This is a genomic window from Enterobacter sp. SENG-6 (assembly GCF_001605945.1).
GTDB lineage: Bacteria > Pseudomonadota > Gammaproteobacteria > Enterobacterales > Enterobacteriaceae > Enterobacter > Enterobacter cloacae.
The window spans coordinates 1-25,548 of record NZ_LOMM01000004.1 but is presented as its reverse complement, the minus strand read 5'-3'; the positions used below and the strand labels follow the sequence as shown (position 1 = coordinate 25,548).

General features: G+C 38.7%; 23 protein-coding genes and 1 pseudogene. 5 read left to right on the top strand and 19 right to left on the bottom strand.

The window, feature by feature from the left end; all coding sequences use genetic code 11:
• Positions 1 to 111: 111 nt before the first annotated feature.
• Entirely contained in the window at positions 112 to 1,566 is a 1,455-nt protein-coding gene (locus AX755_RS02470; RefSeq protein WP_001530776.1) for a tyrosine-type recombinase/integrase, read from the top strand.
• Between the two features lie 11 nt (positions 1,567 to 1,577).
• Positions 1,578 to 2,153 carry a hypothetical protein gene (locus tag AX755_RS02465; protein WP_004114867.1) on the top strand — a complete coding sequence of 192 codons (576 nt, stop codon included), beginning with the start codon at positions 1,578 to 1,580 and terminating at the stop codon, positions 2,151 to 2,153.
• A gap of 89 nt (positions 2,154 to 2,242) precedes the next feature.
• Here AX755_RS02465 and AX755_RS02460 read toward each other — a convergent pair whose 3' ends face one another.
• The gene (locus tag AX755_RS02460) at positions 2,243 to 2,809 is read right to left on the bottom strand and encodes a helix-turn-helix domain-containing protein (RefSeq protein WP_016239675.1); all 567 of its coding nucleotides are present in this window, start codon (positions 2,807 to 2,809) and stop codon (positions 2,243 to 2,245) included.
• Positions 2,810 to 3,791: 982 nt separating this feature from the next.
• Here AX755_RS02460 and AX755_RS02455 point away from each other — a divergent pair.
• A complete protein-coding gene (locus AX755_RS02455) occupies positions 3,792 to 4,217 on the top strand; it encodes a hypothetical protein (protein ID WP_062856220.1) in 426 nt (141 codons plus the stop codon).
• A gap of 145 nt (positions 4,218 to 4,362) precedes the next feature.
• Here AX755_RS02455 and AX755_RS02450 read toward each other — a convergent pair whose 3' ends face one another.
• The 13 genes from AX755_RS02450 to AX755_RS02395 all read right to left on the bottom strand — a co-directional run bounded on the left by AX755_RS02450 (position 4,363) and on the right by AX755_RS02395 (position 18,208).
• Positions 4,363 to 4,683: a hypothetical protein gene (locus AX755_RS02450; RefSeq protein ID WP_000860569.1), complete on the bottom strand. Its 321-nt coding sequence runs from the start codon at positions 4,681 to 4,683 to the stop codon at positions 4,363 to 4,365.
• A gap of 26 nt (positions 4,684 to 4,709) precedes the next feature.
• Positions 4,710 to 5,096: a hypothetical protein gene (locus AX755_RS02445; RefSeq protein WP_000713577.1), complete on the bottom strand. Its 387-nt coding sequence runs from the start codon at positions 5,094 to 5,096 to the stop codon at positions 4,710 to 4,712.
• 48 nt (positions 5,097 to 5,144) lie between these two features.
• Positions 5,145 to 5,417, bottom strand: coding sequence for a hypothetical protein (locus tag AX755_RS25665; protein WP_004114852.1), 273 nt, complete (start codon positions 5,415 to 5,417; stop codon positions 5,145 to 5,147).
• A 189-nt stretch (positions 5,418 to 5,606) separates the two neighbouring features.
• A complete protein-coding gene (locus AX755_RS02440) occupies positions 5,607 to 6,866 on the bottom strand; it encodes a relaxase/mobilization nuclease domain-containing protein (protein ID WP_023284180.1) in 1,260 nt (419 codons plus the stop codon).
• Positions 6,863 to 7,267, bottom strand: coding sequence for a hypothetical protein (locus tag AX755_RS02435; RefSeq protein ID WP_031275125.1), 405 nt, complete (start codon positions 7,265 to 7,267; stop codon positions 6,863 to 6,865). Before AX755_RS02435 ends, AX755_RS02440 begins: the two co-directional genes overlap by 4 nt.
• Positions 7,268 to 7,444: 177 nt before the next feature.
• On the bottom strand, positions 7,445 to 8,389 hold the full coding sequence (locus AX755_RS02430) for an ankyrin repeat domain-containing protein (RefSeq protein ID WP_001062023.1): 945 nt from the start codon (positions 8,387 to 8,389) through the stop codon (positions 7,445 to 7,447).
• A gap of 15 nt (positions 8,390 to 8,404) precedes the next feature.
• Positions 8,405 to 8,845, bottom strand: coding sequence for a hypothetical protein (locus AX755_RS25960; protein ID WP_001044498.1), 441 nt, complete (start codon positions 8,843 to 8,845; stop codon positions 8,405 to 8,407).
• A gap of 355 nt (positions 8,846 to 9,200) precedes the next feature.
• Complete coding sequence (locus AX755_RS02420) at positions 9,201 to 10,187, bottom strand: ankyrin repeat domain-containing protein (RefSeq protein ID WP_021241919.1); 987 nt, start codon at positions 10,185 to 10,187, stop codon at positions 9,201 to 9,203.
• A 430-nt stretch (positions 10,188 to 10,617) separates the two neighbouring features.
• The gene (locus tag AX755_RS02415; RefSeq protein WP_021241920.1) at positions 10,618 to 11,589 is read right to left on the bottom strand and encodes a Kiwa anti-phage protein KwaB-like domain-containing protein; all 972 of its coding nucleotides are present in this window, start codon (positions 11,587 to 11,589) and stop codon (positions 10,618 to 10,620) included.
• Between the two features lie 10 nt (positions 11,590 to 11,599).
• A complete protein-coding gene (kwaA, locus tag AX755_RS02410; protein ID WP_021241921.1) occupies positions 11,600 to 12,193 on the bottom strand; it encodes an anti-phage protein KwaA in 594 nt (197 codons plus the stop codon).
• A gap of 51 nt (positions 12,194 to 12,244) precedes the next feature.
• On the bottom strand, positions 12,245 to 15,484 hold the full coding sequence (locus AX755_RS02405; RefSeq protein ID WP_048232686.1) for a type I restriction endonuclease subunit R: 3,240 nt from the start codon (positions 15,482 to 15,484) through the stop codon (positions 12,245 to 12,247).
• A gap of 55 nt (positions 15,485 to 15,539) precedes the next feature.
• Positions 15,540 to 16,664: a restriction endonuclease subunit S gene (locus AX755_RS02400; protein ID WP_021241923.1), complete on the bottom strand. Its 1,125-nt coding sequence runs from the start codon at positions 16,662 to 16,664 to the stop codon at positions 15,540 to 15,542.
• Positions 16,661 to 18,208, bottom strand: a complete 1,548-nt coding sequence (locus AX755_RS02395) for a type I restriction-modification system subunit M (protein WP_021241924.1) — start codon at positions 18,206 to 18,208, stop codon at positions 16,661 to 16,663. Before AX755_RS02395 ends, AX755_RS02400 begins: the two co-directional genes overlap by 4 nt.
• 211 nt (positions 18,209 to 18,419) lie before the next feature.
• Between AX755_RS02395 and AX755_RS25660 the strand changes: the two are divergent.
• Both AX755_RS25660 and AX755_RS02390 read left to right on the top strand, forming a co-directional pair.
• Positions 18,420 to 18,695: pseudogene (locus AX755_RS25660) on the top strand (integrase core domain-containing protein); the annotation flags it as partial.
• 673 nt (positions 18,696 to 19,368) lie between these two features.
• Positions 19,369 to 19,728: a hypothetical protein gene (locus AX755_RS02390; RefSeq protein WP_004114822.1), complete on the top strand. Its 360-nt coding sequence runs from the start codon at positions 19,369 to 19,371 to the stop codon at positions 19,726 to 19,728.
• 30 nt (positions 19,729 to 19,758) lie between these two features.
• On the opposite strand, the gene AX755_RS24195 is transcribed toward AX755_RS02390, so the two are convergent.
• The 5 genes from AX755_RS24195 to AX755_RS25655 all read right to left on the bottom strand — a co-directional run bounded on the left by AX755_RS24195 (position 19,759) and on the right by AX755_RS25655 (position 24,979).
• A complete protein-coding gene (locus tag AX755_RS24195; RefSeq protein WP_004114820.1) occupies positions 19,759 to 20,193 on the bottom strand; it encodes a hypothetical protein in 435 nt (144 codons plus the stop codon).
• 898 nt (positions 20,194 to 21,091) lie between these two features.
• A complete protein-coding gene (locus AX755_RS02385; RefSeq protein WP_031275127.1) occupies positions 21,092 to 21,574 on the bottom strand; it encodes a Mov34/MPN/PAD-1 family protein in 483 nt (160 codons plus the stop codon).
• On the bottom strand, positions 21,567 to 23,441 hold the full coding sequence (locus tag AX755_RS02380; RefSeq protein WP_021241926.1) for a ThiF family adenylyltransferase: 1,875 nt from the start codon (positions 23,439 to 23,441) through the stop codon (positions 21,567 to 21,569). Before AX755_RS02380 ends, AX755_RS02385 begins: the two co-directional genes overlap by 8 nt.
• A complete protein-coding gene (locus AX755_RS02375; RefSeq protein ID WP_062856219.1) occupies positions 23,434 to 24,588 on the bottom strand; it encodes a hypothetical protein in 1,155 nt (384 codons plus the stop codon). Before AX755_RS02375 ends, AX755_RS02380 begins: the two co-directional genes overlap by 8 nt.
• Before the next feature lie 16 nt (positions 24,589 to 24,604).
• Entirely contained in the window at positions 24,605 to 24,979 is a 375-nt protein-coding gene (locus tag AX755_RS25655) for a hypothetical protein (protein WP_123912595.1), read from the bottom strand.
• Between the last annotated feature and the right edge of the window lie 569 nt (positions 24,980 to 25,548).

Below are 25,548 nucleotides of genomic sequence, written 5' to 3'. Positions count from 1 at the left end.
GGTAAAACCCCTTTAAACCCACATAAACCCATAAATTTGTAGCTCACTTGTAGCCCAAAGCGTGATAGATTGGTTGTACTCCTTCTTTGGGTTACAAATGGTGGTGATACTTTGAAAACAACTCTCAATCAGGCTTTTATTATCAACAAGTTAAGTATTAATGTTAAGCCTGAGCTCAGTAGCTCTGGAAAAGTCGTTTTCGAAGCCAACCCTGACCAAAAACCTTACATAGTTTTTGACGATCATCGAGATTCACCCGTTGGCTTCGGTGTGAAGGTCAGTTTGACGAAAAAAACCTATGTAATCCAGCGAAGAGTAGCCTCTTCAGATCGTAATGTCAGTGAGGGTAAGAAGCCAAGCTCTGTCTTGAAAGTAAAGGTTGGGAATGTGTCCGATTTTCCGAGTATCGATCAAGCCCGTGAGGCAGCTCGGCAGTTGGTTCAGACAATGATTGCAACAAAGAGAAATCCCAACAAGATTAAAAGGGAACTCGATCTGGCTGAATTGACCGTGAGTGAAGCTTTTGCCCAATACAGGAGTCACTTACTTGGCAGAACCAAACCTGCTAAACCAAACACTCTCAATGTGTTAGACAAAGCTGAGAATCGGTTGAAAGAATGGCAAAACCTTCGAATCAAGGATCTTACTGGTAATGAAATCCTTCGAAAGTTTGACGAGATTGCTTCAAGAGCCAGAACAGCAGCAGAACAGACTTTTAGGTGGGCCAATGTTGCTGTAAAACACGCAATCGAGATTGAAGCTGGGAATGCTCAGACCCAGCAACGACAACCTTCGTTGTCCTATAATCCTTTTTCAATTTTAAAGGTACAGAAGAAGTTCAGAACACGATCTGAGCTGGAAGATAGCTATCGTGCCAAGGGCGTACGAAATCCATTGTCCCCCAAAGATACTTTGGGACGGTTTCTAGCTGCATTACACAATAAGAGAGGTTTTAATCGTTTGGGTTGTGATTATCTGTTGCTGACCATTTTGACAGGAGCCAGGAAAGAAGAGACAGCAACACTGTGCTGGCGAGAGGCCCTGACAGAAGAGGAAGTCAGAACGACAAGCTATGTCGATCTCGAAAACCGGGTTATTCGCTTTTACGACACGAAAAATCGTAACGACCATGAGCTTCCAATCTGTGATGCTACAAAGCGAATTCTGGAAGACCGACGAGATATCGTCAACGATACCGAAATACGGGCAGATAAACGCAAATGGGTTTTTCCGGCTCGTTCATCACGAAGCAAGGTTGGACATTATTCTGACAGTAAAAGCTTGCGCGAGTATATCTGTCAGGAAGCTGGAATAATGAAGCTGGGAATGCACGATCTGCGAAGAACTTTTGGCCGTGTTGCAGAAGAACTAACTTCGTATGCAGTGGTGAAAAGATTGCTTAACCACCGTAATACCACGGACCCTACTGAAAGATATGCTGAGCCTGATAACGAGCGAGTTTTTGAGGCACTTCAACGGATTGAGCTTCATATGCTGATGACAGTACCTGAGTTGTATAATACACTTTTGGCTTCGGCGAAATATCAACCATTGCCAACAAATTAGGGGGACAGGGAATGAGTGCAATCGATACTTTAAGGGAATATGCTGAAGTATGGCGGCTATTTGGTAGTATGCCAGATGATGCAACCCTGAGTGCTGAAGTTTCGGCCCTTTACCTTGGTGTAAGTGTCAAAACATTGGCTCGTTATCGCCAGACTGGTAATGGCCCTGCTTATATCCAATACCAGGCTGAAGATAGCAAAGCAAGAAATCAACGCGTAAATTATCTGTTGGGTGATTTAAAAACCTGGCGGGATAATCATAAAGTGAACAGCACAATGGAAGCAGCACAGGTCCGTGGGTTGGCTTTTGCTTCTTTGGCTGATTTTACCAAGCCAGAGCCTTTCTGGACTATTGATAATAAAATTTATTCTCATGCCCTTACTGTATCTGACGAAGTATTCAAGGAGCTATTAAATACCTCTCGCGCAGAAGTTATTTGGATCTCTCTTGAGAAAGTGTTGTTTGAGAACTGGCATGCTTCGAGAGAGCGCCAGAAATGGAATGACGTTTTTGTTAGTGTACTAAGTGGGATGGTTAAATCATGTGAAATTGAACAAGAACGTCATATACTTAATGATATTTTATGATTAATTTCATTCCCAATATAAAATTAAATTTATATTGGGAAATAGTCATTTGCGGAAGTATAAATTGTTCAACAGCATTATTTATTATTTTAATCAAATGGAATGCCGTCTGTAGGATATCTTCTTTTGGGATTTTTAACCGGCTTTGTTTTACTCCCTGCACGATAAAAGTTAAACGAATTGGCAAAGTCTTCTGTCTCCAGTCTGGACTTTCTAAATTTATCCATCAGATCTTCATTGAAACGACGAGGGATTCCTTTAACACACAAGTTTGAATTAAGGTATACTTGGTTATCTATGGCGTCACGAATAAGTATTTTTCTCTCAAATAACTCTTTGAATGCGCGTGAGACATTTGATTTATTCAGCCCAAGATCTTTGGCTATACGTGACTGTGAAAAATCAGGGATAATATTTCCATAATCAATTACTGAGAAGAGATAAAGCACAATTCTAAACGCTGTGGGCGTCAAATCCATCCTGGCGAGTGTGGCCATATTGCCTTTGAATATCATTGAGAAATCGTCTCTGAATGACGTTTTTTTATAGCTATTTGCTTTAATCTTTATTTCTTCCAGATCTTCGGGCATAACCTCTAATGCTTCTGCAATAATGGACTTTTGTTCTTTAGTTAATACAACGCTTGTGATTGACATGATGGCTCCTTTTTTATTGTTGTGATTACATATATGGCACATTTAATTTATTTGTCAACTTGGTTGGTAGTATTATTTAATTGTATTTACTTTGAGATTTTACGGTTGTTATTTAGTGGGAGATGGTTGGTTATCAAATTTAAAACAAGGGGTGCTAAATTTCACCATCACCTGTTATGTAATTAATGATTTTTGGTTCTGAAATTAATAACGGCAGGGTTTGTTTAATTATTTGATTTTATTGGTTAATTTTCAATTGTGTTCTGCAAGATAAAAGAGTGATAAAGAAATAAGAAACCACAGTTTTGCATTAGAACGATACTCAAGGCCTTGGTGTACCTGATGAAAACACTTTTATTATTGTTTTTCTTACATTATATCATTTCTTAAGTGAAGCCTGCGCAACTGTGTGTTGCGCCATTGGGCTTCAGAACATTACTACAGTATTTTCTGTAAGTATAAATACGCTTCGCGCACGAGTTCATAGACCTGAGGTTAACTGTCATTACAAATACGCTTCGCGCAAAAAATCAGGAGGCTGAGTTGATCGGGAAAGCGAACACAGATACATGATTTGCCCATTTGCTGAGTACGGCTCACGCCGGGACCCTTCGGAAAAACCCTTTCTGCTTCAGCGAGTGAGTGCTGTGGGCACTCAGCGGCGCTGCCAGGGAAACAAAATTATGGTTTTCACCGGTTTGGTAAAAATAATTAACATTTATCGGTAGTCGGGGCGTAAGCCAGTGCGTAGCACGCTCTCAAAAATATTCCTGTGGTTTTTTTATCTGAAATATGGAAATGACTCAGATAATTGAAATATGAAATAGTAATGCAATCTGGAGGACTCAATATCTCCACAGTGAAAGCTGTTTTAAGTGAGAATAGAATAAATATTGTTTTATAAAAATATTTTTAAATTACTATTGATTTTATTTTTGAAGATGATAGTACTTAATTATAAAAACAAAAAATGGAGAAAATTATGAGTGCTATTGATGTTTTATCTCAGGAGGAAAAGTTTATACATGTTGTTGATAAATTTATAACCCATCATCACAACAGCGTTAATAACAATGTCTTTTACAAAAAACTTTATGTTCTCTTCGCCGGGTATCATCTGAAGTATTTTTATTCACGGGCGCAGTATCGCAATTCATGTTATCACGTTGATAATATTATGCAGATGTTTACAGGAGTCGTTTCAACCCTGAACACAACTCTGCTCAGGAAGCTTGCAAACAGCAATACATTGCTGCATTGCCTGAATTCACTTGTGAATTATATTTCAGGCAATCTGGACGAAGCAGAGCATATTTATGCTGATTTGCTGGCTCAGTATGAAAAGAAACGCATTGCAGGCTCTCTGGCTTATACTCCGCGAGGCTCAGTGATCAGGAAAAGACTTTGATAGCGGCAGCAGCGTGTACAAGGAATGGGATGCTGAATGGTGGAGAGAAATGGAGCTGGCGTTTCCGGCAGGTCAAAATCGAGTATTAAAAAGGCAGGAGCCACCCAGTTGGCGTCCCGCCTGTCGTGATGGCTTTAAGGTGGGTTTACTTATCAACGACCTGCCAGCCATCATCCGTTTTGACAAGGGTTACAGCAGCAGTACGCTTTTCGTTATCGACAATAGCCGTCACATTGCATTTATAACTTTTATCAGAGACTTCTACGCAGTCATGCTTTTTGACTGATTTTAATTCGCGCAGTGCGTCTTTTGGGACATCCTTGCCTGCTATAGATTTCACGAAAGCATTCGCCTGCGCAACGACCTTATTCATGGCAGTGTAAATATCCTGTTCGGAAGGTTCGCTGTTACAGCCACTCAGCAACGATGCAGCGGTAACGAGTGTGATAACGGCATAAGTTTTCATAAATAATTCCCTGGCTGTAACGTGAGTTATTGAATCAGACCTGTATTCATTCTGCTTGTATTTTCAGAGAACGACCATTTGCTGACCGTTTCTCCTTTAAATTCGATTTCCAGCGTTTTGGCCTGCGTCTGTGAGCCCCCCGTCAGCAGCCCGACAACGGGAATAAATGTGGTGGCATCAAACTGATTGTTATCCATCGAATAAGTCCATTCTTCATTTCCACTATCAAGTGTAGTCTTGGTTTCGGGCTCGCCTAATGCGGTAATTATTTCTGATTTCGTTGTTTTATTTTTGATGATTTTTGACTGCAGACTTTGTGATGTTTCGTTTTTGAGATGCTGATTGCCTGATGTCGAACAGCCAGAAATAAGTAAAGCGGAAATAAAAAACGCAGAAGTAATGAATTTTTTCATAGGTCCCTCATGTTAATTTTTTATGTTTGCTGTGGTGTGAAATTAATATCACCGTATAAATATAACTCTGTCTGCATAGGTCTTTTTAATTATGCAGATAAGAATAATAACGCTGGCAAAAAACGTAATGACTGAGACAGGAGTACTGCCGGTCAATGAAAATACTAACCAGGCGAGAGCTAATGCCACGAATTGAAAAAGGAATGCCACACTGAGCGGACTTTCACCATAGGCCACTTTTGCATGGCAGCCTTTGCAAATCCGCACGCCGTGCGGGCTTTGTGTAAAGCAGAAGGGGCAGCTAATCGTTTTATTATCCATCATGACTCCATGGCCTGATTTAAGGTGATGTATTTTTGAACATTTTCGATGAATGACCCGCTTTAGTAAAATTGCTTGTACCGATCGATGATTGCTCTGTGATTGGTTTTAACTATTGTAATCAAATTATCGATCTATATAAACGATCAATAATTTATTGACTATCATTGCATTATAAACTAAGGATTCTTATGGTGTGAGGTGCTGGTTATTACTAACTGATTGTTCCTGAAGGGAATGACCGGCTGTGAAAGGAATGGGTTCTAATAGGTGCAGATGAAGAATCTTGCGGAAATGATGTATTGTGGCATGCAGCAGTGACAGTCCCTTGCGCCTTAGAAGTACAACAATTTGGCTGAGTAGTAAAAGCCACGCCTTCAGGCGACGCTGGCGGGGTATCTGACGGGTTGTATTGTGCAGCTTGCTCCTGAGCTGAATGATACCCACTGTCTCCTGTTGTCTTTCCAGACGAATTTTTTCTTCAAGCTGATGGATTTTCTCCAGAATCGTTTCCCGGTTTGCAGCCTGTTCTTCAGACTCGCATGATGGCATTGGCATTGGCATTGGCATTGGCATTGGCATTGGCATTGGCATTGGCATTGGCACTGTTAATGGCACAGGTGCAGGTACTGTTGGCTTTTGTGCTTGTTTCAGTAAAGTCAGATGTTCCGGTACGAAATCAATCAATGTTTGCAGGGAAGACCAGCCATATTTTTTACCCAATTGAGAGGCTTTAAAGGCAATACCTTGGTACTGAAATGAAAAGCCGTTCATTTTTCCCGTTGAGGCGATATTGGGTTTGCAGCTGACGTCTACCTTTTCCAGCATAGCGATAAAAGTCAGCAAATCAGGGCGGCCGGTTAACGCATTATCAATCAGGCTCTGCAGAGTGGACCTGGGGCAGGGAGTTGTCGTTCTTTCAGCCATCATCAGCTCGTTGCGGGAAGGCTTTCTTTTCTCCTGACTATGACTACTGATTGCAGATGTGGTTTGAGTGAGTTTGTGGACTTTCTCCAGCTCGCTGATAATCCGGGTACTGATAAGATTTTCATTTTTCCCAAGGTACAGCTTCCCACCGACCATGTTAATTCTGTTAGCTATTATATGGATATGCTGCCCGTCCGAATCATCGTGCATGATATAGCAGCGAAGATGGGTTTCAGTGAATCCCATCCGGGTCATATAATCGTCAGCGAATGCCGCCCATTGTCTGACTGACAGTGTTTCTCCCTTTGGCAGGCGAAGCGAATTATGCCAGACAGGTTTGGCGACACCGGGGCGCAGTAGTCTTGTGCCTTCAAATTCACTGATAAGTTCAGCAGCAGTGCTTCCCGTCATGTTGCCACCGATAATATAAGGCGTGATTTTGTGGTGAGATCCTGACTTAAGGCTATAGAGAACCACACCTGCAAACTGTTTACCCCGCTTTATTTTCTGCATGCCTTTCACTGGTCTTGCTCCAGAAAGGTTGATGGAATAAGGTGATCCCTGAGAGTTTTGATTTGTCTGCGCAGGGCGAAGAGTTCTGTACGGGTCAGTTCGCTGTCAGGGCTTTTGCTGTCGAGATGATTCAGCAGGCGGTTTAAATCCTGTGAAAGGTTGCCGAGTTTAATCCATGCTTCACGATTGATTTCAGGTAACACCGGTGGGAGTTTGTTGAGGGATGCCATTCTTAGCCATTCCCCTTTTTTATAAGGGCCTCTTTTACTATCGAGAATAGATAATTCTTCTTCGTTTAACCGAACGCTGACGCAGTGAGTTCGAACTTCATTAGGTGTATATTTTGCTGTATGGAATTTACCTCTTCTTGAGCTTCTTGATAGATCTTCTTTACTTTCATTTTTATGCATATCTAACCTTTTTTAAAATGTGTTCATGATCTACAGTTAGCGCATTGGTAAAATAAGTCAAGGCAGTGTCGAAATTTATAAATAAGATAGGTGGAGCAGATTGCTAATTAGGTAATCTGCTCTGGGTGAAAATAGGGTTCATATTAAATTCATTATGACAGTGAGGAGGGGTGGAGGTTACAATCTACGTTTTACTGGCATTAAAGAGATTGTTTGTTTCATAATTTCGCTAAGTTTCTTTCTCTCATGTTCTGCTATATATTTACAAATCTCATCATGTCGAATATGCTGTTCCAGTTGTTTTTTATCTATTTTGATGTCATTGCGGATAAACCATTTAATGGTTTCAATGTCCCCGCGTAAATCATAACCTCGCAGTACAATATGGCGAAAATGTGTGTTGCTGATATCTGTCTTCTTCTTTAGTTCACTGAAGAAAGAGCTCATTTCATTTTCATTGGCACTTAGATAAACCTGGCAGTTATCAGAGATAGTAAAGTTAAGGTTTTTCTTCTGAAGCAAATCCATTATCTGCAGACTTTCGCTGTTGAGGTAGTTGAAAATTACTGGACTGCTATCCTTCATACTAATATGACGAATGAGCATTTTGGCTTTGAAATCGCCTAATGAATAGCAAATTTCAAAAATACCGTGACCCTGGTTATCTCTGTGGTTTATATCGCAACCGGCCTGAACCATCAAATCAAAGATAGAGTGATTTTTTACGTAAAAAAGTATTGTTCTTCCGCATTTATCCACATTGTTGACATTAATTCCAGCATTGATCAGGGTTTTGCAACAGGATATATTATCAGCTAACGAGCATAAACAGGTTTGGCCGAGACCATTTTTGTGGTGTATATCTACGCCGGAATCAATCAATTTTTTCAGTATGTGAGGATTTCGCTGGTTAAACAAAACATTGTGACCATAGTTGTCAGCATGGTTAAAATCTATTCCTGCTTTAACCAGAGTGTCAATCATTCTTGGGTTTTTACAGTAAAACAGTATATTTCTTCCAAACGAATCCAGTGTATTAATATCGGAGCCTGCATTAATGCAAGCCTGAATGTCTTTTGGAGTTTTACAAGAGAGTAATGCATTTATTGCGTTGTTATTCATAATTTTTCTCCTCTGTTAAGCGACTAATCTGATATAGTTGTCATGGTTGGTTTTATATTCCTTTATTTTTTTAATGTCTTCGTAAATTCGAGCGAGTGAAAACCATGAGATCTCTTTCAACATGTTTTTGTTGCTTACATACAAAATGTTACCACCGCGAAATGAAAAAGCATTATGGAATGTACTTTCATTCGTCGTTTTGAGAAATCGAATGAAATTTTTTATTGTCTCTTTTTTATTCATGTTATAAGAGGTGAATGTATAGATAGAGAATACGGTTAAAATATTTCTCTTCGAGACCATATGTCTTGAGAAATAATCGAAATAAAATCTTTGCTCCTGAGTGTCACTTTTGCAGAAAAAAGAAAATTGTGGATTATATAATCTATAAAGATCTGCGTTCTTTTTTGTTTTTGCGAGATAGTTAGTCAGGCTTGGATAGTTTGTTTTATTCATTTTAGTTCTCCTTTATTTAATTAACAAAGGAAATATATATTATTAAATAAACAAAATGCAAATATATTTTTATATTTATTTAATTAAATAGATATATTTTTATTATATTTCATATAAGGTGTTGTTTTTCATTGTTAATTATTTTTATCAAAAAGTGCTGTGTTTTATTTGATTGATTTGGTTTGAGAGTAGTAATTGATATTGTATGAATTGGCGATGAGGGTGTTTTTAAAAATAAATTTCTCAAAGTGCTAAGGTGCAATGTGGGGCTTTGTATTAAATTAATGATGTTAGCGTCCCTTGGCTATCTAACTAAAGGTTAAAGCCAAGGGGAGAGTGTTCAGGCAGATTCAATTCATAATCTTTTTTTTGTAATTGCTTTACAGGTAACTGGTTGAATCGTTGTTGGTAAAACCTTTTGCTCTCTCTGTGATTTTTCCTGGAGGATTTCTTCATAGAAGTAGCGTTCTTTTAGTGATTCTATATCAACTTTTATATCATGACATATTAACCATTTAATTAGCAGTCTTCCTGCATAGTGAGTCAGTAGATATGTACTGTTTATGTAAAACCAAACATGACTAATGTCTGTCAGTTTCTTTAGTTGTAAAATTAATTTTTTAACGTCGGCATTTGTTGGTGTGATAATGCACTTATCACTTATCTCAAATTCATTTTTTTGCTTTATAAGTAACGACAACAGCTCAATTGATTTAAATGTAATGTTCGTGAATACAATTTTTGAACTGTCTTTAAGATGAATATTACGGATAAGAAAACGAATGTAGTTATCGTTTTTAGATTCCCAGTGAGTATATTTACCAGCTATGCTGTGGTTTTCTGACTGCCAGTAATCGAATGCTGTCTGCCCGCTTAAATTTTTATGATTAATGTCGCAACCAGCCTCAATGAGTGCATCGTATACATATCCTTCAAATGGAATGAAAAGAAAGGAGTTGCCATAGCTATCTTTGGTATGGATATCTAGTCCAGCTTTGATAAGATATTTTACTAACCCTGGTGAAACATCAATATGTTGAATCGCAAGGGTACCTGACTTATTCCGGTGGTTAACATTAATACCATTGCTGACAAGAAGTTCCACTGTTTCAACATTTTGAGCATAGAATAATGCATTATTACCGTCATTATCCAAGTGGTGAATGTCAATGTCAGCGTCAATCATTGCCTGTATAGCTTCAGGTACATTACAGGTAAAAAGAGCTGTTTGACCTTTTTCATTACAGGTATTTATATCCACGCCAGCCTTAAGGCAACGAAGGACACCATTTTTAGACTTTACACGGAATAGGTTATTTTTATTATTTTCGCTTGATATCATTGTTTATCTCCTTTTTTGTTGTTTTCAAGATATTAATGACACCAGATTTTACGGTATTCAAATTTATTTTTGTTTTATTAGGGGGGGATCTGATTTGGTTTGTTTGAGGTTATTCTTAACTTAATGGAACATAGGGACGTTAAGGTTATCCTATGTGATGTGGGTTAACCATTTTCACAAAAATATTTATCCATATTGGAACTGATCTGTATAAAGGAGATAATTAGAGGCTCAGATATTAATACTTTAGAGAGTAATGCTATAGGATATGGAAAAGATCATGTAATATAATGGTGATTATTAATGTTCTTCTTAATTTTGGAAATTAAATGAGTAGTGTTTTTTATGAGGTTTTTTGCTGTTGATAATGCTTATTAAAATTTGAAGAGCATCCTTTAAGTTATTCGGCTTGAGGATGCTCATTTAAAATTTAAGCAGCGGAGTCTTTTTCAACAGCCAGGAAGGGCGAGTTGTCGAGGGCAGCAAAAGAAGCTTCATTATTAAGTAGTCGGATAAAATATCTTTTTTGATCTTTCGTATTAAGGTTCACTAAGCCACCTGTCAGATCAATATTTCTCTGAAAAACAGGGAATTGCTGCATTACTTGTTGTATTTGAGGTATTGATACCCCCGTTTGTACTAAGCTTCCTTTCGAGACCATAGCAAGTCTACGCATAAATGCCCTGTCTTTATACATATCCTTGAAAATATCTAGCGGTGCTGGCATACCTTGTGTGTTAACAATTCCAAGACTGATTATCAATGGCGTTGAGTTGTTTGCAAGATTATCTATCACACTCTCTAACCCATACATTCTTTCAAGTAATTTAATATTTAATGCGTAATATTTATTCTGGAAGAAGAAAAAGTCAATAGTGTCATTTATATCAATACTATCATGAGTTATTTTATCTAAGGTTCTGCCATTTAAACTAAAAAAAGATTTTTTTGTTTTCTTATGTAGTGAAACAGGGTATTTGTGTTGGTAAATTACTACACTGTTCCCATTGCCATCACAAATATGGTAAATTACGGCTTTTACCGATGTAAGGCTTTGTGTAGTGAAATCAAACTGTGTTGCATTACCATTGACTCCGAAATTTAGCACATCGTTCATCTTCGTAAATTCAATAGGGAGGTGATTGATTGCTAAATGGTCATATTCGAAAACTTGTTTGTCTCGTTCCAGTAATGTTGACACAAGTGGGATTACTGCCTTACCTCTGTTAGGTTCAATGATATTATCCATTATACTTTTGGAAAATGAAGTGGTCAGATCTACTTCGGCATTAGGTTCAAGATTAACTTTAAATATATCTACAACACCTTGAGTATCAGCAACAAAAAAAGCTTCACCAGAGATTTTCTGTGATTGTAAAATATTTTCAATGTCAGTGAACATATTGTGATCTCTATATTATTTTAGCCAAATAAGTTTCATCGTCGATTTTTATATACTTTATACTATCTGTGCTTTTTAGAACACCACGGCATATAATTGTGCATTTTTTAACACCTCTATCATGAACATTAGCTTTGTATATTCTGAATCCGAGTATTGCAAGTGATGGATTTGAATAAAACCTATTTGTTTTTACGTATATCGCGCCGATGACAAATATCATCAATCCTAAATTTAATACAGTTCGTTTACTGTCGACATCAGTAAAAACTAAGGGCATTATATAAGTGGTTAAAAATTCTAAATGCTCATGATTTTCATTGCTAATGTCTGATACAGTACATGCAACAGACCAGCCCGAACCAAAACTATTTGCAAGAATTATTAAAATAATTGCACCGATAAAGATGAAAACCAAACTAACTATGAAAACGATATTTCTCACTCTCAATGACGAGATCGGAAAAGTAAAATTTTCAGTGAAAATATAGTCCCACACATTTTTTATCAAAACCTTATCGTAGGACATAATTAATAATGATAAAAATAAAAGCCACAGTGATAGTATATATAGTACTGTTTTAAGATATGGCCTGCTATCCATTAGCTTCTCCTGTATAACTTAAAATAGTTTATATGCTAAAAATTTAGGGAATCATTTTCCTAATTCTCCAGCTAAAAGTTCAGCCTGCTTCAAAATGGTCTCTGTGGCGAGCAAGGACATATCGGGTGGATAACCATATTTTTTGAGCAGACGTTTTACCACCACGCGAATTTTTGCTCTTGCTGCTTCTTTCACTGTCCAGTCAAGACTGACATTGTTGCGGATAGCCTCCGTAAGTACGACTGCCAGTTCTCGTAGTTTTTCCTTTTCCATTAACTCGCGAGCACTGTCGTTATCTGCAACAGCAGAATAGAAGGCATATTCATAAGCGCTGAGGTTTAACTGGGTGGCAAGGCTGTCAGATTCCTGGATAGTCTTGGCAAGCTTGATTAGCTCATCAATTACCTCCGCTGCGGTCAGTACCTTGTTCTGGTAGCCATTGATTGCAGAGGTCAGCATATCAATCAGTTTTTTGCCTTGGGTGATACTTTGATTCGAGCGAACCTTGATCTCGTCAGAAAGCAGTTTTTTAAGCGTTTCCAAAGCAATATTTCTGTGTTGGTAATCCTTCATTTCCTGAAGGAATTCTTCAGAAAGAACGGAAATATCAGGCTTTTGTATCCCAGCAGCGTCAAAAATATCAACAACTTTATCGGTAACCAGAGCCTGATCGATAGTCTGTTTTACCCGAACTTCGAGACTGTCATTGTGTTCTTCTTCTGATCCGTCTGAGTTTTCAGTAAATTTATTCAGTCTGGCTTTTACTGCCTGGAAGAATGCTACTTCGGGTGCCGCTTCCATTGCTTTATCGTGCGGTGTCGCCAATGCAAATGCCTGCGATAAGGCTGCAACCGCAGCCAGGAAACGCATTTTACCTTTACCGTTATCCAGCCCTAAAATATGGTTTTCTGATTCAAGAATAATTGTCAGGCGTTGTGAGGTAGTTGCGGCAAAGTAAGCTTTGTAATCGTATCCATGCATCATGCCTTCCAGGATTTCCAGCTTTTCCTGCATGAGCGTTACGGCTTCTTCCTGAACTTCGGCTGGATCACCACGTCCTCCGGCATCGGAGTAGAACGACAAGGCTTCTTTTAAATCAGAAGCAATACCCAGATAGTCAACCACTAGACCACCGATTTTGTCCTTGTACACGCGGTTGACACGGGCAATGGCCTGCATCAGGTTGTGGCCCTTCATCGGTTTGTCGATATACAGGGTATGCATACTTGGCGCATCAAAGCCGGTCAGCCACATATCACGCACTATCACCAGTTTCAGCTTGTCGTCGTCGTCTTTCATTCGGTTAGCCAGAACCTGACGTTCTTTTTTAGTGGTATGGTGTTTAGCGATTTCTGGCCCGTCAGCAGCGGAAGAGGTCATCACGACTTTAATCACGCCGTCATTTAAATCATCGCTATGCCATTCGGGTTTAAGTGCGACGATTTCCTTATACAATTCAGCGGCAATACGACGGGACATGGTAACAATCATGCCCTTGCCATGATCGGCATTGGACTTTAAGCGTTGTTCAAAGTGCTGGACCATATCCGCTGCAATGGCTTTAATGCGTTTTGAACTGCCAATCAGCCCTTCGATTCTGGCCCATTTAGAACGTTCTTTCTGGGTAAGTGTCAGCTCATCCTCGTTAAACTCATCGTCAAACTCTTCGATAAGCTGTCGACCCTCATCACTGATGGCAATTTTCGCCAGACGACTTTCATAGAAGATACGCACGGTTGCACCGTCTTCAACGGCCTGCGAAATATCGTAGATATCAACGTAGTTACCGAAAACAGCAGGGGTATTTACGTCCGTTTTTTCTATGGGGGTTCCGGTAAAGCCCAGATAGGTCGCATTGGGTAAGGCATCACGCATATATTTGGCAAAGCCATAAACGGTGCGCTTACCTGTTACGTTGCCTTCGCTGTCTTTCACGTCAACTTCTTTGGCGCTGAAACCGTACTGTGAGCGGTGGGCTTCATCAGCGATAACGACAATATTGGTTCTGTCTGACAGCAACTCATAGATATTACTGCCATCATCAGGTTGAAATTTTTGAATAGTGGTAAACACCACACCACCAGACGCGACGCGCAAATATTCTTTGAGTTCTTCCCGGTTATCAGCCTGTTTAGGTGTCTGACGTAGTAGCTGTGTAGCAGAAGAAAACGTACCGAATAGCTGATCATCAAGGTCGTTACGGTCAGTGATCACAACCACGGTCGGATTATCCAGCGCCAGTACAATTTTCCCGGTATAAAACACCATCGAAAGCGATTTACCGGAACCTTGGGTATGCCAGACTACGCCCGCTTTGCGGTCCCCGGTTTTTTGCGCATTAACGAGATCTTTACTGTTACGCCCCTGCTGGCGTACTGCTACTTCGGCAGAGGGGGAGTCCGCATTCACCGCCGAGGCACGGATAGTGGAAAGTACCGCCGCATTGACAGCGTAGTATTGATGATAAGCCGCCATTTTTTTAACAGTACGGATACTGATAATCCCTTTGCTGTCTTCATGTTTGCTGGCCTCAAACACGATAAAGTGGCGGATCATATCCAGCAGTGTTACAGGATTAAGCAACCCCTGTAACAGGACTTCGAGCATTGGCTGGGTACTGGTGGCTTGCGTTTTGCCGTTTGATGTTTTCCATGTCATATAACGACTGAAATCGGCAGAAACCGTCCCCGCTTTGGCTTCCAGCCCGTCAGATATCACATTAAATGTATTGTAGGTAAACAGGCTGGGGATTTGGTTCTGATAGGTTTTAATCTGGTTATAAGCACCTGCAACCGTTGCATTTTCGTCAGCGGCATTTTTAAGTTCGATAACGACTAATGGCAGACCGTTGATGAACAAAATAAGATCCGGTCTACGGGTATGGTTGCCTTCTTTGATGGTGAGCTGATTAATGACCAGAAATTCATTATTCGTGGGATCGTTAAAGTCGATCAGGCAGGCCAGCTCTCCTTGTGTATTACCATCCTTACTGACTTCGATATTAATTCCTTCGGTCAACAGGCGATGAAAAGCCAGATTGTTTGCCATCAGGTCAGGTGTGCTGATCTGCATCACCTGTTTCAGGGCTTCCTCACACTTCTGTTCGCTAAGGTGCGGGTTCAGACGTTGCAGGGCAGTACGCACTTTATCTTCAAGGATAACCTGCTGATAGCTACGTAACGGATTGATGCCACTGGGTTCAATGTCCGGGCCGTAAACATACTCATAGCCCAGACCTTGCAGGTGCTCAATCGCCATTACTTCAATATCGGATTCGGTCATCTTTGCCATGCGTATTGTCCTTATTGCTTACCCAGAGAACGGGCTGTGTATCCGCTTAATTATTTTATGCTACTGACGCGATTGCTTGTTCTGCATACTGAACCCGTACTTCACCGCTCATCAGCTTCGGTAAGAGAGTATCTCGGAGGGTTTCTAGGGTCTGTATTTTTTTGTAGTTGTTATGAATCTTGTTCCAGTAAGAGCCAACAAGTTTATGAAAGTTTTTTAATTTTTCCTCACCTGGATAGAGGAATAAAACATTGCCAATGTCTTCTGGTTTTAAAGAAGGATAGGTTGACGTAGAACCTTCTGCTATTGAGTGCAGATATTCGGTCATATCCTCAGAAGTTAAAAGATAGTAAATAAAAAATGGGCTAATTGATTTGCCAGAAATGACGCAAAAACCTGTTGAAACAACGAGATTTGACGGTGGATCAATGCAAATACCATAATGACACTGATCTGGGCGTACTGTTGATATTATTATGTCAAACTCATTGACTAATCTTTTAGCTCGACTTGGTGCCTCTGATAACAGCATGGTTTGAAGTTCAGATATTTTCCCTTTGGTTAGAGAACCTGTATCCAAGTATTGAATCTCTTTGAAATCATACTTTTTACTTATTGATGATTTATTTAGCTCAACATATTGATTGAGGCTTTTTTCAGGCCATTCATCTTGTGCTTCTTCAATAAACCACTGCCTGAACAGGGTTTCAGCCATAGATTCCAGAGTTTTATTCTGGCGATGAAGCAGATCTATTTTGTCATCAAGAGAGGACAGCACAGAGGCAATAGATTTTTGTTCATTAGGATTTAATGCTGTTTTTGTTTCAATTGAATTTAACAGCTTTTGTGTTAGCAGAGGATGACTTGAACCTTCTGCAAATTGATTTAAATCTAAGTTTTTTAATAGATAATATAAATATTTTGTATTATGTTCACCAACCGCTTTGGCTGACAGAGCATTGTCAGAAATCCAAATGGGCTTATTTTCATAATAAGTAGCACCGCAATAGGCCCCTACACGACCAATTATGATTGTTTCATGATCATAGTTAAAGTGAGATACATAGCTCATAATACCGTTGCCGCCATATACTGGAATATTTCCAGAATCTAATGGCCGGGATTTGCCATTACCAAACGACAACAATGACGCTAGATTTACGTTTGACCACTCACTCATAACATCACCTTCGCCAGATTATCAGCGATAGTTTTATTCAGGCGCGCTTCTTCTTCCAGTTGTGCTTCAAACTCCGCTTTAAGAGCAGTAAACCGTTCTTTAAAGTCGAAATCGTCTTCTTCATCAGCGAGACCGACATAACGACCCGGTGTCAGCACATAATCGAGTTTAGCCACTTCATCAATGTCTACGGAAGCACAGAAACCAGCAACGTCCTCATAGTCACCACCTTTATTACGCCAGTTATGGTAGGTATCAGCAATGGTCTTGATATCGTCGTCAGAAAGCACTTTGGTACGACGATTAATCAAATGACCAAGATTACGGGCATCAATAAACAGAATTTCTTTACTGCGATCACGATACTGGCTGCTGTTTTCACGATCACGGCGCATAAACCATAATGCGGCAGGGATCTGGGTATTCAGGAACAGTTTTGCGGGTAAGTTAACGATACAGTCAATAACATTTGCATCTTTAACCAGCGCCGCACGGATATCACCTTCACCAGAACTTTTCGAAGTCAAAGCCCCTTTTGCCAGCACAACCCCAGCCTGACCTTTTGGCGACAGGTGATACAGAAAATGTTGCATCCAGGCAAAGTTAGCGTTGCCAGCAGGAGGGATACCGTATTGCCAACGGGCATCACTCCGAAGTTGTTCACCTGACCAGTCGGAAACGTTAAACGGTGGGTTAGCAATGATAAAATCAGATTTTAAATCTTTATGGGCATCGTTCAGGAATGAGCCTTCACTGTTCCAGCGGACGTGTTCTGAGTTGATACCACGAATAGCAAGGTTCATTTTTGCCAGTCGCCAGGTCGTCTGGTTGGATTCCTGACCGTAAATCGAAATATCGTCGATATTACCCTGATGAGCTTCAACGAATTTCTCTGACTGAACAAACATACCACCAGAACCGCAACAGGGGTCAAACACACGGCCTTTGTAGGGTTCCAGCATGTTGACCAGCAGGCTTACAATAGATTTAGGCGTATAGAACTGACCGCCTTGTTTGCCTTCTGCCAGTGCAAATTCACCAAGAAAGTATTCGAATACGTGGCCTAAAACGTCAGCAGAACGCGCTTTGGCATCTCCCAAAGCAATGTTGCCAATCAAATCTATCAGTTCCCCCAGCACTGTGGCATCAAGATTCTGGCGAGCATAGACTTTCGGCAAGACTCCTTTTAGCTGTGGGTTACCCGCTTCGATAAACTCCATCGCATCATCAACCAGCTTACCGATTTCCGGTAGCTTGGCCTTAGATATCAGGTAACTCCATCGCGCCAGTTCAGGAACATAGAACACGTTATAGGCGGTATATTCGTCTTTGTCTTCCGGATCGGCTCCTGCAAATTCACCTTCTCCGGCTTTTAGCTGTTCGTAATGTGATTCAAAAGAATCTGAAATGTATTTAAGAAAAATCAAGCCCAGTACCACGTGCTTGTACTCTGCGGCATCAATGTTTTTACGTAGCTTATCAGCCGCTTTCCACAGGATGACCTCTAACGGGTCTGTTTTGATTTCTTTAGGTTTTCTAGCCATTAGCGTAACTTCATGAATAAGGAAAATCGCCCTATTTTGCCTTAAAGTTCCGGTTGTTACGAGCTTATAAAGCGATTAATTTTTTATCTGTTTTAGTGTGTTTGTTTAGCTCAGCAAGTGCAATGACTCATGGAGTAAGTGCTTTGTAGCGGGATTGTAGATGTCAGCTCATTGCCGTCAATGGAGCCACTGTCATTGGCATAATTGCTGCACAGCCGATGCCACGCGTACATTCGCCAGTTTACTGGGGTTCATCGTGTGTACTACACCAGTACACAGTCCAGAAAGTAACGGCATGGCAGAATCGTTTGTGAAGACGTTCAAGAGGGGTTACGTGTACGTAAATGATCTGCTGGCTGTATGCAGTCTCAGTGATGGAAAAAATGGCAGAATGGATAGAGGGCTATAATAATCTGCGTCCACACAAGGGGGGGGGAACATGAAATCGCCACGCGAATATTGTGATGCCATATTAGCAGTTAATTAGCCGTGTCCGTTTTAGCAGGGGTAACTCCAGTATTCAAAAAGATTTCTTAGTGCACATACATGAGGTGAATATATGCACAGGCTATGACAAACCATAACTATAATTTTCAATATTTAAAATTCTCCGTTACAGCAAGACATTCCTTGCACATTAAATTCCATCTAAGGTTGAATTTTTAATTTAATAAGGTTGTAATTAAAATGATGTGTATGGGGTTGTTTGTAAAATTATTTTTTTATTTTTGATAATGATAGTTAAGGGGGGAGGGGCTATTCAAGGATATAGATATTCAAGGTTGGTAGCGGTTTGGTTTCTTTTCTAACCGAAGGGCAGAAAAGCAAGGGGAACTCGAAGAAGCAAGCGCAGCGGCTTCGCAGAGTTAGCCCTTGCTTCATTTCGCTATAATAATAAAAAATCGCAGTGCCTGATATTTTATATAAAGATATACAGCTTAACTTGCATTTATTTTAAAGCTTCTCTTGCAGCACAGAAGATGCTATAAATTTCCGCTTCGGTTGAATAGATGACACTGTATGGTGCTTATAATTAAAAAATTATTCACTCAAGCAATTCTTTTTATAATAAATATTAGTTATTTCACAAAAATGCTTGACATTCTTTCTTAAAGTGATTAATTGTAATGTTGTATAAATTTAAAACAAGAGGTTAAATAATGACTGAATATAATACGGCCTTCAATGAAGTAGACTTGCTTATGAATGAGATGCTTGAAAAATTAAATATATCATTAAATGAAACGAATTTATATCCAACTGATGATATGTTTCGGATAATTGTGCAAGAGATTGATGTTGAAAATTTAAAAATACTATCTTTTATTTATAACGAAGGATCTCAAGAGGTTATAGACAATATGACTCCCGTAATAAAAGAATTCATGTACTGGTGGGGAGATAATTTAGATTATGGTACTATTAATATCCAATCTCTAATTGCAAAAAAAGAAGAAAAAATAATTTCTTCAATCATATTAGAAAATTCAGATAAAGCTAAAAAAATAAAAAGAATTTGATGGCTAATTGCAATCCTGACAATCATGCTCTCATGACCATTTTTTAGAGGGATGAGGGGCTGTTGCATTCACTTCATAGGAATACCTACTCATAGAGGCTGTCTGGCACGAGCGAAGCTCTTTGATCTGTTTCTTGACTGCGAAGATCTCTGTTTTAGCTAACTCACTATTGCTACTTTTTGCATCAAGATGGCTTATAAGGCGGTTCAGCTTTTGGGATATGTTAGACTGTGATTTCCAAGCTTCAACATTGATAGCAGGAACGACAGGAGGAAGCCTATCAAGAGAAGTTAAACGAAGCCATTCGCCTTTGCTTTTGTCACCTCTGTTTTTATTGAGAATAGCCAATTCTTCTTTATTAAATCGAACACTGACACAATGTATTCGCAAAGATTGAGCAGGGGGGATATGATTATTGACTGGTTTAAAATCATTTGTATAGGATAAGGTTATTGTATTACTCATAGAAACTCCTTTTCATATGTGTATTCGCTTTATGGTGAGCAATCCTTGCACACCCATAATACAGTTATAATAGAAATGCAATTTATGTCAATTAGTTAGATAAGACTTTGACTTTCTTTCTTTTTCAACCGAAGGGCGAAAAACAAGGAGACTAAACGAAGCTCCGCTTCGTTTAGTCATACCTTGCATCTATATAGATGCTATTGACATACTCATATAATGTTGTATCAATGGATTATTGTTAAAATAGATGAGGCCTGATTATGATTAATAATAAAAAAATACTATATCTGTTGGCTTTTATGTTCCTGTTATCATTCATATACACTTTTTTCGTTAATGAACTATTAGCTAACAGCAATAGTCTTGGTGAAACATTTATAATTTTACTACCTATATATTATATTATTGTATTCCCTTTTGTTTTCTTTCCTGTAAATAAGTGTAGCAACTGAAAATATTAACTACACTTTTAAGAATTGAAATATGATTAGTTTATGAATCTACTGACGAAAGCCGAAATTATTTTTGCGAACGACAATGCTGCAATTATTACGAGAAGTGCATAGCCTAACCCGCTTTGAAGGAATATAGGAAAAAGGTCATTTTGGACACCAGGTAAAGAATCAACGCATAAACTTATCGCAGCCGAAGCTGTCGCAAATGAAAATAGCCACTCAGCTTGTACTTCGTATCTTTTATAAAATACAGAAAAACCTAATGACAAAATTGCAGGGGGAATTAAGAGTATATATTTAGATAAGCTTTCATTAGAGTGATACTTATGATTAATTATTACCCCAAGAACAACGAAGCCAGCAAAAATAAATAACAGTATTAATATGATTAACCACCGTGGATATGATTTACTTGTGCTATTCATATAATTACAACCTTTTTATTTGTTTGGTTTTTGATATGTGAATTTATATAACATCTTCCCATCTGCTGCTGATAAATAACAGTGTGAAATATTTTCTTTGTTTGGGATTATTAGCATGAGAAAAAAAGGTCTTGTATGACCTGATTTGATAAATAAGTCTTGGATACTGCGGATATCTGTTCCTGATGGGCTTGCCATTCCTTCGTTATGTGTATGCCAATCACCTAAGTAGTGGAAACCCTGCTTGAATAACGATATGATATCTTCTTTGGCTTTTTTCTCATCTAACTTGAAATAATTTCTTTTCCTCAAGTCAGTAGAGCCTGGTGTAGTTATTTTATTGATTTCAATCTCAGAATCATTGAGATTATTGGAAAATAGCATACCTCCTGATTCTTTACTAAAACAGTGGGTTTGACGATGAGAAAATAATTCATCTACTATGCTTTGGCTGATGCATATTTTGAAATCTAATTCGGCACAATGAAATTTATGCATCACTTTTTTCCCAATTAGAATTTTCAAAAATCAAAGGTATAATACAATCACCCTTTCCTGGGTTTCCGAATTGTGCAATCCATTTATCATTCCAGTTACCACCAAGTTCTAAAAGCTCTGCTTCTCTTCCTATGTAACTATATGCAAAAGATTTATTTGAAAAACGATCCATGATTAGATCTATTACAGTTCTTGCCGTTAGAGCATGTAAATTAGTCAAAGGGATAGCTCCGTATGGTTGGAACTCTCCGGCACATGCTGCTATTCTTTTACGAGTATTTTCTTTCCAGTAAGTAGCAGGATATTTTAATGCACCTATATTTTTGCCTTCTGTAATATGCCAGCTATTAAAAGCATTAGAATCCACTTGGTTGACTATTACATGCCCCGCCATTGCATGAGCTTCAACAAATGCAAAGACAATAGCACCGAGAATGTCTTCCGACTGTCTTTTAATTAACTGCTGTTCAGTATTCCAATGTGCAGTGCAGCTTACTATAATATCGGCTTCTGCAATTTTTTTGTTATACTTGGAATCTTCTGTCCAATCTTCATTAAAAGCTTCTATATAGACATTTGGAAACTCTTCCCGTAGCCTTGAGGCAAGAGCTAATGCTTTATTTTTATAAACAGAATCAAATCCTAATAGATGACGAGAGGAGTTTTCACTCTTCATTAAATCATCATCCCAAAGCATCATTTTTCTAATGCCTGATTGAAGTAACAGTCTTGATACCGAAGATCCTACTGAACCACATCCGACGATAGCTACTTTATGTTCAGAGATTTTCTTGTAAGTTTTGTTATGCTCACGACCCGTTAACCAAGAATCGTCAGAACGGTCTACTATAAGATTTTCTGTTTTAGTTTGGCCTATTCTATTTTTTAAAATCTTTCCATCAATGTAATTTCTATAACCATCTAATAAAGCTGTATTTCTGAATCGACCCCGACTAATACCTCTGGTATCAAAGCGGTCAGTGGCAAGATCACTAACTCCCTTAGGAATCTGTATTCCTATAATATTCATCCCAGAAGGCGTTGGGAATGAAACTAGAATTATGGGCTTGACATTGAACATATTAGCACAAGATCTTAAGATCAATTCAATAGTGCTTTCTGGATCTTCCTGTTGCTGATTTATGAGTTCAAAAAAATCCCTTGCAGTTTTGGGATATTGACTCGGATACCAGGCTTCATTGAAGAATATCAATGGAATTGAAACTACTTTAGAGAGTTGCTGTTGCCTTATTCGTTTATCTTTTGAATTACTTCCATCCGATTCTAATGGCAATATTTTTTGGTTTTCCAACCAGTTAATTAATTCTTTTTGTGTGTCAGAATATATTACTCCAAATTTCCGGGTCCGATAACCGAAAACCAACCTTGTGTTTTTATTTGTTAGATCACACTGGCTTATAAGTCGATCTATTTTATTACATTGATAAATCCAATAGTTCTGGAACTCATCAATAAAATCCTCATTTAAATCACCATTTATTCCTTTTCTTAGCATTAGTATAGCATCGTTTAGTAAATCGACTGCATAGGTCATATCATTATGATCGATGATATAAATGTCAGGCCAAACACATAACTTGCCATTTTTTTCCAAGTGTGGGAGTTGGCAAACATCAATTTTTGGTGAGGAAATAAACACATCTGGGATGTCAAATTGACTAAGAGTTTTGTATCTTAGTTGCAATACAATAGGTTCATTACTAAATTCTAAATCAGTTACTAATTCCCAAGCACAAACATATTTACCGTTGAATTTTGATAATTCATTCGTAGAAAGCTTCCTTGCACCATAAGGTGCAAGGATAGTGCTCAACTGATCTATCTTTTTATTAAGACAATCAGGCATAACCACCACCACCTTGTCTATTTACAGCGGCACTTGATGATTCGGCCATACCTAATGCAGATGCAGCAATTTTCTTAATACCGTTATCGGAAATTTCAATCTCTAACGGAATATTCTCTCCATTCTTTTTATGGTCTGACACACATAAAAACTGACCTTGCACATCATCTACTATTTTTTCATATTCTTCTTTGGCTCGGTATGCTGGAGGATCTTTTTCGTCATTTTCAATTGTTTTAGAGCTTGAAATTATAAATGCTTTTTCTTTTGCTCTATTAAAAACTTCCATAGCTTTCTCGGAAGTTTTAGCATCATCTCCTTTTTTGCTTAAACTATCATGAGATAGACTATGCCAAGAACAGTGATGTGGTGCTTGTAAAATGTCATAATCTAACCATGACATAGAATATTTATTGGTTAAACGATCTCTAACACCTTCCCAACAAACGACTTCTGCATCACCACCACTTAAAAAGTGTGCAGTTTTATTGTCACCTTTAATTTCAAAATTTATTATTACGCTGGAATGATTTTTACCTAATTTATCTTCCAACTCATCAAGATCTTTCTTGGGTGAAGGACCCAATAAATGAGCTTCAAAATATGAAGAATAACTTTGATTAATCCAGCGGGTTGTTTGGTCTAATTCTAATAGGATACCTGGTATGTCGTCTGTTTTCCCATCTTCGTCTTTTCCTAAGACCAGAACTTGGTTTCCAACTCCATCCAAATAATTTTTTTCTTTATAAAGATTAACTCTTCTCTTAACTTCTTTATTCAAAGCTATTGCATCATCGCATAACGGATGATTTTGTGCATGGTGTCGCCTGAATGCAATTGGACTTGACCAAATCTCATTTATAAAAATTTTATCGTTCTTCTCACTCCAATCTTCTGGTTTTCCTAAATGAAAGTGGTCAGCCACCCCATCACAATGATCTGAATCAGGGTGAGTCCAAATAAAAAGATGGACAAACAAACGACCTTCGTTATTTCGAGGAAGCTTTTCTCTGAGTTGGGTGCGAACATCAGGATGTTCTTCACCATCCCTGATGCGACAATCTATTAAAATATTTTTATCATCTTCCGTTTGGATGAGGGTCATATCCCCATTCCCAACGGGAAAGAAGCATATCTTTGCAGACATATCATATCCTTTTTAATTATTTCTGATCGGAATTATCACCCGATCTTGCTGTGCGAGATTTTTCAATCCCAAAAATAGCCATACCAACATCTTCAATTTTGCCAACGAACTTATCGACATTCAACCCTGCAAAGAAGGCAAATGCCATATATCCGTAGTCACCACCACTGCCATTTTGTGATGCATCTAACACTATTAATCCAGCTTTAAGGAATAGATAAGCCACTACACCGCAGATGCCACTAACGATAGGTCTTAATACATACCAAACATGCCAACGGTCATCCCAACAATTCCTAACACATTTGTTTAGATATACTCCACGAATGCAGTAAAGAGTTCCACCAAGAACACCTATCAATCCACAACGAATCATGAGCTTCTTACTCATGATCCATTCAGGGAATACATCGCCCTTTACTAATCCTGCATACACAAGCACAACAAGTAAGAGTAATGTGAAGAGATAACCGATTATCCTTTTCATATGTAGCCTATAAGTAACTTTTGAAGAGGGTTTTTATATTTATTCATTTTAGATCATGACATTAGATTGTCTAGAGAAGTACTGCTGCATCATTGGGGTATGGGCGTCAAAATTTTCAAGTGTACTCATTAGGTTACCGTGTCCATTTTTTTTCAATTTCAATGAGTTGTCTTTTTTATTGTCAGGTTTCTTACTCTCTCATTGGAACGCATGAAAGCCTGCGTTTCTTATCATGAATCGTTCACGGACCATGATAACGGACTCTGCTGGACAGGAAAACAGACGTGCGGGCTCTTTCGACTAAAATGCGTACCTGATTCCAGCGATGCTGAAGACGTGGGCCTGTCTTGCCGCAATTGCGACAGGCACGCTGGTCCGGTAACGCTAAAGTGATGTAGCCCCCTGAAACACCAGACAGTAGCTGTATCTCCAGATAAGAGATAGGCTTGAATATATGTCTAACACTAACACCA